This is a genomic window from Streptomyces ipomoeae 91-03, assembly GCF_000317595.1.
GTDB classification, from domain to species: Bacteria; Actinomycetota; Actinomycetes; order Streptomycetales; family Streptomycetaceae; genus Streptomyces; species Streptomyces ipomoeae.
This window is the reverse complement of sequence record NZ_AEJC01000560.1, coordinates 1-13,705: the sequence shown is the minus strand read 5'-3', so window position 1 is coordinate 13,705 and position 13,705 is coordinate 1. Positions and strand designations below refer to the sequence as shown.

The window sequence follows — 13,705 nt, the reverse complement described above, 5'->3', positions numbered from 1 at the left end:
CCTGCGGGAGGACCTCAAGAGAGTGGTGCTCGCTGGGGGCGCCCGAGTGACGGCCCTCCGCCTTCCAGGGGGTGGTCAGCACCTGCCGGACCCCCACAGAAGAGGCGGCCGGGTCGTGCCTGCCTCTGGGGATGCGCAGGCGCTCTCGCGGTGGTTGTCATCATCGCGGTCGCACTGGTGATCGCGCTGGGCGATGGAGATGAGAGCACCACACCTGCGCCCAGCAAGACCACTGCTGAGAACACGCCGCATGAGACGAAGCAGGAACCGCAGGGCAACGGCGAACGCGCCGATCTCGTCAGTTTCCAGCTGGACGACCGCTCAGAAGCCGGTATCACCAATATCTGGGTTGTTTGGACGATCAAGAACAGCAGCAGCAAGAAGTCCAACTACTCATGGGACTGGGAGGCGGTCGATGCCAGCGGCACTCGAATGGCGAACGGTTCTCAACTGGAGACCGATGTGCAACCTGGCCAGACCGCTCGCGGTGAGTACCCCACGACTCTCAAGAGTGTGCAAGGCCTCAAGCTCAACGTCACCAGCTTCAACCGGGCTGCCAGCAACTGAACTTGGGAGCCACCCCAACTGCGTCAGTTCTTGGATCCTTTCCGGCGACTCCTGCTCGGCAGCCTGCCCTGAAGTGGCACCACCAGACTGGAGTTGGGGCATGATGGGCGTGTGGCTAGAAACTACGGAGACTTGTCGCCCTACGACTTTGAGGTTCTGGTTCGGGACATCCTGCAAGCAGAGACAGGGGCACGCCTAGAGACGTTTCCCCCTGGGCGGGATGGCGGCATCGACGTAAGACTCTATCGCGACAACAAAGAACAAGTTATCGTCCAGTGCAAACATACGCCCGGTAAGACTTTTTCTGCCATCAAGGGCGAACTTAAGCGAGAGGCGACGAAGGTCTCGGGGAAATTCAACCCCGACTCTCGATACATGCTCGTATGTAGCGCCTCCCTAACACGCGCCAACAAGCAAGAAATTTCGCGTATGTTTTCCGGCGTGAGCCTAGCCGAGAATGATGTGTGGGGGGTCGACGATCTGGAGAACTATCTACGCCTCCATCCAGGAGTGGAACAAAAGAACTTTAAACTGTGGATCACGTCGACGGCAGTCTTGCAGAGACTTCTTCACTCCGAAGTCTACGAAAGGAGTGCCGGTCTTGTCGAGCACATCTCGGCCCGCAGTAAATTGTATGTTCAAAATGATGCATTCCCTCAAGCGCAAAAAATGCTGGAAGAGCATCGAGCGTGCCTTATCTCGGGGCAGCCGGGAATCGGGAAGACAACGCTCGCCGAAATGCTTCTCCTTAAGGCGATCTCTGATGAATGGAACATCTATATCGCCTCAGAGGACATTTCCGATATTGAGAAGGTATGGAGAGGTGACGAGAAGCAGATATTCTTCTATGATGACTTCCTTGGCCAGAATTCCCTAATCAATAAAATGAACAAGAATGAGGATAGTCGCCTGGCTCAGGTTATTAAGCGAATCCAGGGTGCGCGTAATAAGAGGCTGATACTGACCACTCGTGAATATATCTTGCGTCAAGCTCGACAAACGTACGAACCTCTGCAGCGCGTTGCGGCTCTCGACCATAAGAGATTTATTCTGGACTTGCGCCACTATACGCGCCACCAGAAAGCTCACATTCTCTACAGTCACATCTACTTCTCGGGCTTGTCGCATCCTGTTCGGGTATCCCTTTTGGAGGGGCAGAAGTATCGTGAACTAATTGATCATCGCAACTACAACCCGCGGCTGATCGAGTTGATCACGGCTACGTATGAAGAGGGTGGAACGAGTTCTTCGAGCTTTAGCGAATATGCAGAAAGTGCTCTCGATGACCCATCGCGCCTATGGGAGACCATCTATGAGGATCAGCTATCTGATGCGGAAAGGAACCTGTTGGCCGTACTCTCCACGTTTCAGACGCAGGTGGAGCTCCCTGACCTCGAAGAGGCCGTCCTCGCCTATGAGTCGGTAGGTGGAGCTCGTCCCTCAGGGCGTAGGCAAATTATGGCAGCACTAAAGAGGCTGCAAGGTACTTTTGTGAATGTTGAGAGCGTCGCCACGTCGTCTAGTGCTGTTGCGGAAAACCGTCAGGTCACGTTGGTTGGTTTTTCGAACCCTTCTTTCAGTGACTATGTGTGCGGATACCTGGCATCCCGTCGTTCCGAATTGGATGAGCTGATCGCAGGTTGCATCTTCTTTGAGCAGTTGACGACTATCTGGACTTGGGCGCAAGGTAACATTTACAAGGAATATATAGTCAAGGCTCATCTCCGCGTCTCTGCTGCTGCGCGAAATACTCAGCGGATTAGGCCTGAATTCTCCATGGGTGAATTCTCGCAGGCCCTCTTTCGTGTGCGCGAAAAGAGATCGAGTTCTTGGATTGCAGTACAGTCGAAGCCGCGGAGGGAAGGATGGACCCAACCCAATCGGGATCGCTTCATTCTTTGGATCGATGATCGTGTGGGAGGTGCACTCCTCTCCGTTGCTCAGAAGGATGAGCTGATTGCGGACTGCCTAGTCCGACTAGAGAACGCCTTGCTGGCCACTTCATACTCAGATCTAGATAACGAAGTCGAAATTATCGAGCGCCTTGCCGCTGCTGAAGAAAATTCCGCGCTCATCCCAAGGCTGCGGGATCTAGCGCTTGAAGTGTGCTCTAACGACTTGAGTTACCCTGACGACTTTGAGAAATATCTCCGGTTGCTCAATATGCCAGGACTGCCCGAAATTACCAATGCGGCGCAGAAGGTAGAAGAGCTACGCGAAAAATTTCTGTCCTTCGCGGAAGAGTGGGATTGGAAGAGTGCCAGCGAAGCGGCTAGCGTTTCTGACTGTGAAGAAGCGGTTGGGGGCCTAATGAGTGTTGCTGTGGAACTCGATGTAGAAGACCGAGTGAGCACTCCGACGCTGGACTCTTGTCATGAGCGTCTGGCAGCTGAAGAAGCAAGAAGCGACTTTGAGGATGATCAATATTATGAGGAGCGCATGGCGGCTCAAGAGCGTCGAGATGCCGGAAATGGCTCACCCAATCCTCAGGAATTCTCCCTGAGTGAGGTTCTGCAGGGATTTTCGGAAGGTCGTGGTATTGACGCAATGTTTGATTCGCTCAGATAGCCTGCTCAGGAGCACTCCCAAGTGAGGTAGACACAAGGTACGCCCTGTTCTGTACGGTCGAGGTCGTGTCTGGTGCGCGTCGGGTTGGTCACCCGTAGGCGTGCGCCGGTTGATCGCGCGCGACTAGGGGAGCTGGTACGGGCATGGCGGTTGACGCTGCTCGATCGGAAGAGGGGTTCACGTCGGAGGGGGCTGCGCGGGTGATGTTCGCCGCGTGCCGGGCGGCGGGGCTCGACGACAGAGACGCGGAGTTGATCAGGCTTGGGGAGAACGCGTTGTTCCGGCTGGCGTCAGCGCCAGTGATTGTGCGTGTGGCTCGTGGGCGGGAGTGGCTGCCCAAGGCACGTACAGAGGTAGCCGTTTCGCGGTGGCTGGCGGAGGAAGGGTTCCCCGCGGCGCGCATCGTCGAGGATCTTGAGCAGCCGCTCGTGATCGAAGGTCACCCCGTGACCTTCTGGCATCTGATCGTCGAGGGTGATCGGAAGGCGACCTACGGGGAGCTGGGGGGCATCCTGCGGGATCTGCACTCCCTGACGGTGCCTGAGGGGCTTGAGCTGCCTTCGTTCGACCCCTTCGACAAGCAAGGGCTGCGGTTGGACCGGGCCGTGATTCCGGAGGATGACAAGGTCTTTCTGCGGAAGCGGTGGCGGGAGCTGCGGGACAAGTACGCCGAGCTGCGGTTCGAGACGCCCAAGGGGCCTGTGCATGGGGACGCTCACGTGCAGAACCTCATGGTGGAGGACCGGGGGCACGTGATTCTGATCGACTTCGAGGCATTCTGCTTCGATCACCCTGAGTGGGATCTGATGGTCACGGCTGTTGAGCACCACAGTCTTGGGTGGCAGACCGACGCTCAGTACGCCGACTTCGTGGCAGCGTACGGGCGGGACCTGTACGACTGGCACGGCTACGAGACGCTGCGTGGCCTGCAAGAGTTCGGAATGACGACGTGGCTCATGCAGAACGTGCAGGAGGACGAGAAGACGGCGGCTGAGTACCGCCGGCGCATCGCTGGTCTGCGCAATGACGATGCGCCTCGGGACTGGCGGCCCTGGTAGTGGCTACTCGTCGTCTTCCAGGCGGGCGAGTGCGTCTTGCACCTGGTCGTTGAAGGCGGCCACGACCGGGTTCGCCGCGTGGATGCTCACCTCGGCCTGGAAGTCGGTGACGTAGCGCTGGAAGCGGGAAGACTGGAGGCTGTCTCCGCCGTCCACGGCCAGGCTGGCGGTTGTGACGGCGGCCTCCAACTCGCCGTTCAGTAGGTGGCTCTGGGCGAGCACCATGCGGCAGAACCCGAGGGTGCGGGCGTACTTCGGGTCGGTGTCATCGACCGCGCGCTGTGCAGCCTGAACCGACTCGCGGCGCATCTTGAGATCGCGGAAGCAGTGAGAGATCTCGCCCATGAGTTCGGCGGAGTCGAAGTATCCGAGCCATAGCGGGTCCTCGGCTCCGTCGGCACGCTCGAAGTAGCGCTCTGCTTCGTTCATCGCGCGGCCGGCCGCGACTGGGTCGCCTGCATTCGACAGTGCGCGGGCCTCCATCGCTGAGTTGAGCGCCATGGCTCGTGGGGTTGCCCGGCCCTTGGCGCCTTCGACGGCTGCGCGGGCAAGCTGGATGGCTTGGGCGTGGTTGCCTAGGTAGTTGGCCTGGTGGCTGAGGTTGCCAAGTATGCGGGAGCCGAACATGCGGTCATCGATGACCTGCGACAGGCGCAGCGTGGACGTGAGATAGCGGTGGGCGAGTTGATGGTTTCCGGTGTCGTAAGCGGTCCACGCGAGCAACTGGGACACCTCGGCGGCGGCACCGAACAACGCAGTGCCCACCTTCTCGCTGTAGCTCGCGTCCAGCAGGGGCAGGACTTCGTGGCGGAAGTAGTGGCGCAGCGCCTTGTGACCGTGGCCTCCGCCGTACTTGAAGTCGAGCTGCATGAACATGTCGGCTGCGTCTCTGATTGCGCGCACGTCGCGCATCCCGACCCGCTGGCGCCCCGGCCTGTCGGCCTGGACGCCGTCGGGACGCCCGATCATCCACGACAGGACGGCTGAACTGAGATCAGCATCCGCGACAGGCAGGGGATCGCCGACAGGTGCTTCGGCTCGTTCGTCGGCGAGTTCTCCCAGTGCGGAGAGAACGTCGCTGACATCGCTCGGGTAGCTGATCGGCTGGGCAGCAGGCGTGCGGGACGGGCCGAAGAATCCCAGGTCGCCGGGTGTGATGAGGCGTCCTAACTTGGCGCTGAGCACGTCCGCTGCGATCGCTGCTGTCTGGGGCTGGATGCCTGCGCCGTCTCGCCATCGCTGCACGGCGACATGGGTCGTCCCGAGAGGGATGCCCCGCTGCGCTGCGGCATCCCGCATTCGCTTGGCGAGCCCCTTGTTCGAGACTCCAGCCGCGTCCATGACGGCGATCAACTGCGCGTTCGGCTCTCGGCTCATGCTCCCCTGCCAACCCGAGAATGACAGCGAGTGTTCATCGTGTCACAGCCGCACCGTCTGGGGGGTTCATTGGTGAACCCCCATCACGTTTGCCGGTGTTCACGTGAACCCCCTGGTGAACGCTCCCGGTCACCGCCTCTGCGTCGTTCACTGGTCGGCACAGTTCGGCGGGCTACAGGGCTCGTCAATGCTCGGGAGGGAATGCGGTGGAAACGCAGCAGAGCAAACGCCTGGCGGATGCCTCGGAGGTGCCTCCCCCGCGCCGCCGCTCGGCACACGACCCGTCCACTGGTCACTTCCGGGCGCTCACGCTCTTCGCCGAGTCACCGGACTGCGTCAGGGCCACGCGGGACCTGGTCCGCTCCTACCTGGAGACCTGGAAGTTGCCGCACGCGGTCGACGACTCGGTACTCATCGTGTCGGAGCTGGTCGGCAACGTCGTCCATCACGCGGTGCCGGATCAACGGCTCACGCTGCCGGGTGCTGCACGGCGTATCGATGTGTCGCTGATGACGTACCCGGAGCTGTTGATCATCGGCGTCGGTGATGAGGATTCGACTCCGCCGGAACTGGCGGCGGGTGAGTTCATCTCGCCCGAGTTGGCTGGTGACTTCTCCGAGGCGCTGCTCCCGGATAGGGGCCGTGGGCTGCTGATCGTTCAGCGCCTGGCTGACGCGGTGTGGTGGTCGCCCCGCAGCGGCGGGGGCAAGCACGTGTGGGCCCGCCTGGACCTTGAGCGGCTCTGGTCCGAACGGTGGGGCTGACAAACGCCGGGTCGCCGTGCCGGTCTGCTCCTACGCGATCGGGAGCGGACGGTGACCCGGAGTCGGGCCGGGACTGACCTTCCCTGGCCCAGAGGCGCGGCTCCCTTCGGAAATCCGGGTTCCCCACCCGAGAAGGGGGCCGTGCCTCACAACCACATACCGAGACCGGGCCACCCCGTCAGCCCTGGAAAGCGAAGGGTGGCCCGGCAGGGGACGCGACGGTCCCCGGTGCCTGATGGTACCGGGGCCGTCGCGTTGCGTCGCTACTGGCCCTTGGATCACGGGAGTTGACGAACCATCACGTGAGATTGGGTTGAGGTGGATGCAGTGACGGGTGCGGGTGAGGACTGGCTGAGAGATGGGCTCGACGACGTGCGGGGAGTGGAGCCCGGTCTGTGGGTTCCGGGCGTCGACTACCTGGCGGGCTGGCGCGTAGCTCGGGAGTCCGCCGACCGCGTGAACCGCGCGTTGTTGGCCGCCGGTTTTGAGTTATCGGAGTCACGGGCGATTGCAGCGACCGACGAGAAGGGGCGCGGAGTCGTGCGGCTGGTGGCATGGCCCGATGCCGTGGACCGCCTCGCCGGGATCTTGGAGGCAGTCGCGGACGGCGACGGCGGTGCCCCATGAGTGGCGTTTTCGCTGATGAGCGGTGCACGTGGGCACGTCGCCGGCCGCAGAGACTTTGGGCGGTAGCTGCCATGGGGCGAGTGAACAGGGGGCCTTACGCTCGCCCGGCGAATCGGGCAGGCACCTGCCCTGCCCGCGGTTGTGCCCGATTGGCCCCCTGTTCTTCGAGGCTCGCCCCATGGGAGCTGCCTAAAGTCTCGGAGGCCGTCGACCCCCGGCCACGCAGACCCCGGCTCGTGACGGCCGGGCGTCCCGGCGCGCCGCAGGCGCGCCCTTGAGGAAGTGAAGACAGATTCGACCGATCGGTGTCGGTGCTCAGCTGCGGGTGCGCCGGGCGGGCTGCTTGTCGGTGGTAATCCGGTAGGCAAGTTCGGCACGGTCTGCGCCGATGCGGAGTTCTTCGAGGATCAGCGGGGTGTCGTCGGTGCCGCACGTGACTCGCGACAGATGCAGGACCGGGGTCGCATCGGGCAGCCGCAACGCGGTGCGCTCGTCGGGAAGTGGCATGCGGGCGCGGACCGTCTCGGACCACCACAGCTCGTGTCCGGCCTCCGCCAGCATCGCGTACACGGTCGCGGGTTCGGTCTCCGGTGCTTCCGCGAGATCGGGGACTGCATCCGCTGTGGCGAATGGGATCAGGGTGCGGTGCATGGCTCGGGTTCCGGTGGCGGGGTCGGTCAGAAGCCGGTCACAGCCGAAGAGTGCTTCCTCGGCTTCGAGTTCCAGCAGGTGTGCTGTGGCTTCGGTGGCGTGCGTGCGGTAGGTGCTCGGTTCTTCGGCCTGCTCCCACGTGGCCACGCCGTGCAGCACGAAATGCGCCTCGGGCGTTCGTCCTACATGCCCCGAGAGGCTGACGACGGGTTGGGGCTCGGAGCGTACGAAACTGCCCTTGCCGTGCCGGACGTCGATCAGGCCCTCCGCGCGCAGAGCCGCGATCGCGTTGCGGACAGTCGGGCGCGAGACCTGATAGCGAGCCATGAGCTGTGCCTCGGATGGCAGCAGAGAAGCGGGCGCAAACTCTCCGGACAGGATCGCTTCGCGGATGGCGGCGGCGACCTGTTGGTACAGGGCTCCGGGGCGCTGGATCTCTGTCATCTCGACACCTTCGGGTTGAGGTCATAGGCACGTCGCACGCTCGACGTCACTCGTCAGCATAAGTAGTTGCTCTCTAGCCGTACAGCACTCCATAGTCGTAACTCGTAAGGACAAGTGACGTCCGGATGAGATGGGCGTCCGAACTGGCCAAGGAGGCCGAACAACATGCAGTCCATTCCCGTGGACACGGCGCGACTGGGCGTACTGCGGTGCGCCATCGCGCCCGAGGCGAAGATCAGTAACTCCGAAACGCAGGAGGTCAAGAGGGACCGAGAGGGCAACCCCGTCTACACCGTGGCCGTCACCGTGCGGCAGGACAGGCGGCGGATCTCCGTGATCGAGATCGCCGTGAGCGGTGAGCCGAAGGGGATTGAGGAAGGGCAGATCGTCAAGGTCACCGGGCTGACGGCGTTCGCCTGGGCGATGGGTGACCGGCACGGGATCAGTTTCCGCGCCGACGCCGTCACGCCCGTGCACGCAGCTCCGGTACCGGCCAAGGGCGGTGGCGCGTGATGAGCGCTTCCATCGTGCTCGCCTTCGGGCTTGCCGTACTGGCGTGGGTGCTTGTCGTGGGTGACCTGGTGCGTCGGCACCGTCCCCTCTGGCACTGGTTCCTGGCCGGCTATCCGGTGACCGCCTGCCGGGTGATGTTCACCTGGCGCAAGGTCGCCATGCTCAACGACCTCACCATCTCCAAGCGTCCGCCGCGCGGGCTGCTCGGGGACGTGGTGGTCAAAGGTGATCCACTGCGGCCGATCGCTCCGAGGATCTACTTCCCGCGTGCCACCCGCATGGGCCTGACCGTCCTTGTACGGCTGCACGCGGGTCAGACCCCGGCGACGTATCTGAAGGCGGCGGACGCGCTCGTGCACGCCTGGCGTGTGCACGCGGTGCGGGTCACCTCGCCGGAACGCGGCCTCGTGCTCCTGACAGCGACCGCATCCGATCCGCTGGCCCGGCCCGGCTTGGCAACCGCGCCCGCTGCCCTGCTGTCCGCCCTCATCGGTGCACTGGAAAGCGGTGGCGCCTGGGTGATGGACCTGCGGCTCGTCCCGCACTGGCTCATCACGGGGGCGACCCGGTCGGGCAAGTCCACCCTGCTGGCCCGGCTCATCGCTCAACTCGCACCGCAACCCGTCGCCCTGGTCGGCATCGACTGCAAGGGCGGTATGGAACTCGGCCTGTTCGCCGGACGGTTGAGCGCCCTCGCGACCTGCCGCCGCGAAGCGGTCGCCATCCTCAGCACACTCGTCGTCGACATGCAGGACCGCATGGCGGCCTGCCGGTCGGCCGGCGTCCGCTCCATCTGGGAACTGCCCGACAAGCTTCGGCCCGTCCCGGTCGTGGTCATCGTCGACGAGATCGCAGAGCTGTACCTCTCGGACGGCACCCGCGAGAGCAAGGCGGAAGCCGAACAGTGCTCCACGCTTCTGTTACGCCTGGCTCAGCTCGGGGCCGCGCTCGGCCTGCACCTGGTCGTAGCCGGGCAACGCGTCGGCTCCGACCTCGGGCCCGGTGTCACTGCCCTGCGGGCGCAGCTCGGCGGCCGTATCTGCCACCGGGTCAACGACCCCGGCACGGCCGAGATGACCTTGGGCGACCTGAACAAGGACGCCGTGGCCGTCGCTCAGTCGATCACTGCGGAGGAACAGGGCGTGGCCGTCTGCACCGGCCCTGACGGCGGCTGGAGCCGTGCTCGCTCCCACCTCACGACGACCGAACAAGCCGTGTCGACCGCCCGGAAGCACGCGGAAATGGTCCCGGAACTGCCCGCCCTCGGCCGCGCCCTGGCGGCGCTGGAAGGAGAGAACAAGTGATCAGCGTAGGAACGGCGTTCACCTTCGCGGTGATCTTCGGGATCATCACCGTCCTCCTCGTCCGCTCCCGTGACGTCCGCGCCTGGGAAGCGGTCTGCGTCGGACTCTTCGGCCTCTACCTCGGCCAGACGCCCGTGATCTACACCGTGCACGGCTTCGTCACCTGGCTGATCACCGGCTTCTCCCACACCTGACAGAACGGAGCGAGACATGCCCATGCCGCGCGTGAGGTGCCCCTTCTGCAAGGGCGACGGGGCCCGTAGGGCCTGGACCGGTCGACGACACCGCTGCCGCGTCTGCCGGGGGACCGGAACCATCCGCTGAACCCACCCACCCAACCCGCTCAACGGAGGTGATCCCCATGCCCCACCGCGCACAACCATCCCTCACCCGTGCCGCTTCGGCGGCCCACCCCGAAAGGGCCCCACCATCACCCCGGCAGACACCCCGGCTGACAGGCGCGCCGTCCTCGACCGCGCGGCGCGCCTGCGTCAGCTCCCCGAAACAGATCGCGATGCAATCCGCCTCGCCCAAGATCCCCAGTTCGCCCGCTGGCTGGACCAGGTCACCGCAACCGGTGGCTGCGCCCGCCCCGTCCACCTCTCTGGCTCAACCACCACCCTGGACAGCACGACCGGCGAGATTCTGCACCACTACGACACTCGCAACGAACCCGGCGAACGCCTCCTCGTCCGCTGCCGCAACAGACGCGCAACCGTCTGCGCTCCGTGCTCCCGACTCCACGCAGGTGACACCTTCCACCTCGTCCGCGCGGGTCTTACCGGCGGCAAGAACGTCCCGGCCGCAGTCCGCCACCGCCCCCGGCTCTTCATCACCCTCACCGCTCCCTCCTTCGGCCCGGTCCACCGCGCGGGAGACGACCGATGCCGCCCCCGCCGCGACCGCGGCACCTGCGAACACGGGCGCCTCTCGGGCTGCGCTGCGGTCCATGCCCCGGACGCTTCTGCCGTCGGTCAACCGCTCTGCAACGACTGCTACGACTACACAGCCCACGTGCTCTGGCACGCGCACGCAGGCAAACTGTGGGACCGCTTCGTCATCGGCGTACGGCGGCACCTCGCCACCTCGGCAGGCCTCGTTCAGTCCCGCTTCTCCGACCACGCCCGGCTGTCCTTCGCTCGCGTCGCCGAGTACCAGAAGCGGGCGGCCGTCCACGTGCACGCCGTCGTCCGCCTAGATGGCCCGAACGGACCTAGCGACGCACCCCCGGCCTGGGGCACCGCCGACCAGATCACCGACGCCGTGCAAGCCTCCGCGAAGCGGGTCCTCGTCCGCACTCCCTACAGCCCCGCTGTCGGCGAACTCACCCTCCGCTGGGGCTCCCAGATCGACACGCGCCCCCTGCACACCGACGGCGACGGGTCCGCAGACGACGCCGTAGCTGCATACGTCGCCAAGTACGTCACCAAGGGAGCCAGCGAGACAGGTGCCGGCACTGACCACAAGCTCTCCACCTGCGATGACCTCGACACCGCACCCGTGAGCAGACACATCCGCACCCTCATGCGTACGTGCTGGCGCCTCGGCGGCCTACCCGAGTACGCACCCCTGCACCTGCGGGCTTGGGCCCACACCCTCGGCTACCGGGGTCACATCCTCACCAAATCCCGCGCTTACTCGACGACGTACGCCGCGCTACGTGCCGAACGTGCCCACCACGTCGGCCATGCCGAAGTTCCCGGCACAGTCACTGAGGGGCAATGGCGCTACATCGGCTCCGGCCATACGCCCGGCGCCGCGCTCATCGCTGGCGGGGTCGCCGACGACCTTGCGACGTCCAGGCGGCTCGGCGCGGAGGTGCTGAAAGAGGGGAGTGGGTTCGATAACTGCTCCGCCTGAACGTGAACTGCAAGAGCCTTGGTGGTCGCGGCTATCGCGGTCGGGCGTCCGCAGGGGCGCGAGCCACATAGAGAGCGAGATCGTGATCGTCGACGACGACGGTACGGAGGAACCGTTTGACTCCGCATCCTGGTCTGCGTGAGACGAGAAGCCGCCTCCCATTGACTCTCGGGAGGCGGCTCCGCATGCGTACTGGCTGGGCGGCTTCAGAAGGCTTCCGCGAAGTCGTCTTCCTTGAGCACCAGGCGGTCTCTCACATCCTTCGGGATCATGAGCTTCATGTGGATGCGCGGGGCGCGTACGCCCTTGACCTTGGTCCGCTTGATCCTGCACTTCACACCGACGCGAAGAAGGTCGGCAGCCATGGCCTCCATGCCGCCTTCCTCCCAGTGGGCCCGGAACGACTTGCCGTTGTGGACGGCAACCCATCGGTCTGTGGTGGACTCGGGGTCAATGGCCTCCAACTTCTTGATGAGGTCGTCGAGAGTTTTCTCGGCCCTCTCCTTGGTGAACCGGGTCTTCGTGAAGCGTCCTCCGGGCTCCAGGCCAGCCATGTAGTAGCTGATGGACTCTTCGAGCTGCTTCAGCTCCCTACGGGCTTCGGCGCCCTGGTGGTACTCGCGCACCATGACCGGCTCGTCCCCGAGGACCCTCAGTACGTCGTCGACGAGCTGACCGTAGATCTCCTCCGGGTTGGGTGCGCCCTGGCCTCCACTTCGGCACTTGCCGCACCGCAGGTACTCGTACGACCTGCCCTTGTTGCTGGTCTTCTGCACGGTCATGTTGGTGCCGCAGTCTTCGCAGAGCAGGACTCCGAGGAACTTCGTCGCTCCATCGGGGTTGCGCGTCGGCTGGTTCTTCCCCCGCCTGTCCAATGCCTTCTGCAGGCTCTCGAACTCTGCCTCGGTGAAGACGGGGTCTGCTACGCGGATGGGCTTCCCGTCGTTGCCCAGGATGACCTTGGAGCGGCGTACGCCTCCGCTCTTGTTCTCCTCCACGCGGTACCCCAGGAGGGCGGCGTTCCTGAGGCGGCGCAGCAAGGTCGATGCTGTGAGCCCCGGCCCGCAGAGACCGGCTCGCACGAGCACCTTGACCATGCGCCGAGCAGAGGCGGGGCGCTCTCGCATCGTGGCCTTACGGCACCAGTGCAGCGCCCTGTAAGCGTCGCGGTCGATGACGAGAACGGTCTTGTCATCCTTGTTTTTGCTCGTCGTGTAGCCGTATGCCGGCTTGCCCACAAGCCATGCGCTCTGCGTCTTCGTGTAGTCCCAGAGACTCGTGACCCGTGTGCTCGTGTTGGTCGCCTCGATCTCGGCGATGCCACCGATGACCGTGACCATGATCTTTCCGGCCGTCGTGGTCAGGTCGATCGAGTCGTACTTGGAGACGAGATTCTTCCCGTACTTCAGGCACCAGTCGATCATGACGCTGAGATCGGAGAGCCGTCGTACGAAGCGGTCAAGCTTCCAGAAAAGGATCTCGTCGAACTCCGGCGCCCTGTTGTTGAGCCACTCCCCGAGCGCCTTGCGCTTCCATGGTGGGACCTTCGTCGCCGACACGTTCAGGTCGCTGGCGACGCCGACCACCCGACTCCCGCGCTCCCTGGCGAGCATGCGCAGATCCAGTTCCTGGCGTACCGGCGACGTGGTGTCGTCCGTGAGCACGGACAGGCGAACGGACAAGAGCGCGCGTGGGGCGTCATCAGGTAACAGCGCCTCCGCGTGCTTCAACTCCTCTAGAAGGGCAAGGTCTGCCTCCGTCCACTCCGTCTCCACGTCGTACTGCCGCTGTCCTGCTGCTCGCGCTCCAGTCTGCTTCGCCATCCCGCCAGGCTAGCTCAGATTTGGAGGCGTTGGTTTATGGCCCCAGATGGACACGCACATCCAGATCGGGCCCACGGGGAAGAAGCTGCTGCCGCTGGCCGTCAAGCAGTCGGCGGGGAGTGGGCACAGCCACTGACCTGCCGTCAGCA

General features: G+C 64.1%; 12 protein-coding genes. 9 read left to right on the top strand and 3 right to left on the bottom strand.

Annotated elements, in window-relative coordinates; translation table 11 throughout:
• The first annotated feature begins 150 nt into the window (after window positions 1–150).
• The 3 genes from STRIP9103_RS36515 to STRIP9103_RS36510 all read left to right on the top strand — a co-directional run bounded on the left by STRIP9103_RS36515 (window position 151) and on the right by STRIP9103_RS36510 (window position 4,193).
• Window positions 151–567 (top strand): hypothetical protein, encoded by a 417-nt coding sequence (locus tag STRIP9103_RS36515; protein WP_009331918.1) that lies wholly within the window; start codon window positions 151–153, stop codon window positions 565–567.
• A 111-nt stretch (window positions 568–678) separates the two neighbouring features.
• The gene (locus tag STRIP9103_RS47590; protein WP_009331926.1) at window positions 679–3,135 is read left to right on the top strand and encodes an nSTAND3 domain-containing NTPase; all 2,457 of its coding nucleotides are present in this window, start codon (window positions 679–681) and stop codon (window positions 3,133–3,135) included.
• Window positions 3,136–3,278: 143 nt separating this feature from the next.
• A complete protein-coding gene (locus tag STRIP9103_RS36510; RefSeq protein WP_009331939.1) occupies window positions 3,279–4,193 on the top strand; it encodes an aminoglycoside phosphotransferase family protein in 915 nt (304 codons plus the stop codon).
• Window positions 4,194–4,196: 3 nt separating this feature from the next.
• Here STRIP9103_RS36510 and STRIP9103_RS36505 read toward each other — a convergent pair whose 3' ends face one another.
• Window positions 4,197–5,570 (bottom strand): hypothetical protein, encoded by a 1,374-nt coding sequence (locus STRIP9103_RS36505; RefSeq protein ID WP_009331942.1) that lies wholly within the window; start codon window positions 5,568–5,570, stop codon window positions 4,197–4,199.
• A 206-nt stretch (window positions 5,571–5,776) separates the two neighbouring features.
• On the opposite strand from STRIP9103_RS36505, the gene STRIP9103_RS36500 reads away from it, so the two are divergent.
• Window positions 5,777–6,334, top strand: a complete 558-nt coding sequence (locus STRIP9103_RS36500) for an ATP-binding protein (RefSeq protein ID WP_009331922.1) — start codon at window positions 5,777–5,779, stop codon at window positions 6,332–6,334.
• A 327-nt stretch (window positions 6,335–6,661) separates the two neighbouring features.
• Window positions 6,662–6,961, top strand: coding sequence for a hypothetical protein (locus tag STRIP9103_RS36495; protein ID WP_009331893.1), 300 nt, complete (start codon window positions 6,662–6,664; stop codon window positions 6,959–6,961).
• 315 nt (window positions 6,962–7,276) lie between these two features.
• On the opposite strand, the gene STRIP9103_RS36490 is transcribed toward STRIP9103_RS36495, so the two are convergent.
• Window positions 7,277–8,056 (bottom strand): GntR family transcriptional regulator, encoded by a 780-nt coding sequence (locus STRIP9103_RS36490; protein ID WP_009331911.1) that lies wholly within the window; start codon window positions 8,054–8,056, stop codon window positions 7,277–7,279.
• A gap of 165 nt (window positions 8,057–8,221) precedes the next feature.
• Between STRIP9103_RS36490 and STRIP9103_RS36485 the strand changes: the two genes are divergently transcribed.
• From STRIP9103_RS36485 to STRIP9103_RS47585, 4 genes are all read left to right on the top strand, one after another.
• Complete coding sequence (locus STRIP9103_RS36485; RefSeq protein ID WP_009331900.1) at window positions 8,222–8,569, top strand: SCO3933 family regulatory protein; 348 nt, start codon at window positions 8,222–8,224, stop codon at window positions 8,567–8,569.
• Complete coding sequence (locus STRIP9103_RS36480) at window positions 8,569–9,873, top strand: FtsK/SpoIIIE domain-containing protein (protein WP_048821630.1); 1,305 nt, start codon at window positions 8,569–8,571, stop codon at window positions 9,871–9,873. Before STRIP9103_RS36485 ends, STRIP9103_RS36480 begins: the two co-directional genes overlap by 1 nt.
• The gene (locus STRIP9103_RS36475; RefSeq protein WP_009331928.1) at window positions 9,870–10,067 is read left to right on the top strand and encodes a hypothetical protein; all 198 of its coding nucleotides are present in this window, start codon (window positions 9,870–9,872) and stop codon (window positions 10,065–10,067) included. Before STRIP9103_RS36480 ends, STRIP9103_RS36475 begins: the two co-directional genes overlap by 4 nt.
• A gap of 292 nt (window positions 10,068–10,359) precedes the next feature.
• Window positions 10,360–11,733, top strand: a complete 1,374-nt coding sequence (locus STRIP9103_RS47585; protein WP_078614172.1) for a replication initiator — start codon at window positions 10,360–10,362, stop codon at window positions 11,731–11,733.
• A 206-nt stretch (window positions 11,734–11,939) separates the two neighbouring features.
• On the opposite strand, the gene STRIP9103_RS36465 is transcribed toward STRIP9103_RS47585, so the two are convergent.
• Window positions 11,940–13,556 (bottom strand): recombinase family protein, encoded by a 1,617-nt coding sequence (locus tag STRIP9103_RS36465; RefSeq protein WP_009331904.1) that lies wholly within the window; start codon window positions 13,554–13,556, stop codon window positions 11,940–11,942.
• Window positions 13,557–13,705 lie beyond the last annotated feature (149 nt).

Coding starts and splice junctions, on each gene's coding strand:
- STRIP9103_RS36510 (WP_009331939.1), top strand. CDS start 3,279: ATGGCGGTTGACGCTGCTCGATCGGAAGAGGGGTTCACGTCGGAGGGG.
- STRIP9103_RS36505 (WP_009331942.1), bottom strand. CDS start 5,570: ATGAGCCGAGAGCCGAACGCGCAGTTGATCGCCGTCATGGACGCGGCT.
- STRIP9103_RS36490 (WP_009331911.1), bottom strand. CDS start 8,056: ATGACAGAGATCCAGCGCCCCGGAGCCCTGTACCAACAGGTCGCCGCC.
- STRIP9103_RS36485 (WP_009331900.1), top strand. CDS start 8,222: ATGCAGTCCATTCCCGTGGACACGGCGCGACTGGGCGTACTGCGGTGC.
- STRIP9103_RS36480 (WP_048821630.1), top strand. CDS start 8,569: ATGAGCGCTTCCATCGTGCTCGCCTTCGGGCTTGCCGTACTGGCGTGG.
- STRIP9103_RS36465 (WP_009331904.1), bottom strand. CDS start 13,556: ATGGCGAAGCAGACTGGAGCGCGAGCAGCAGGACAGCGGCAGTACGAC.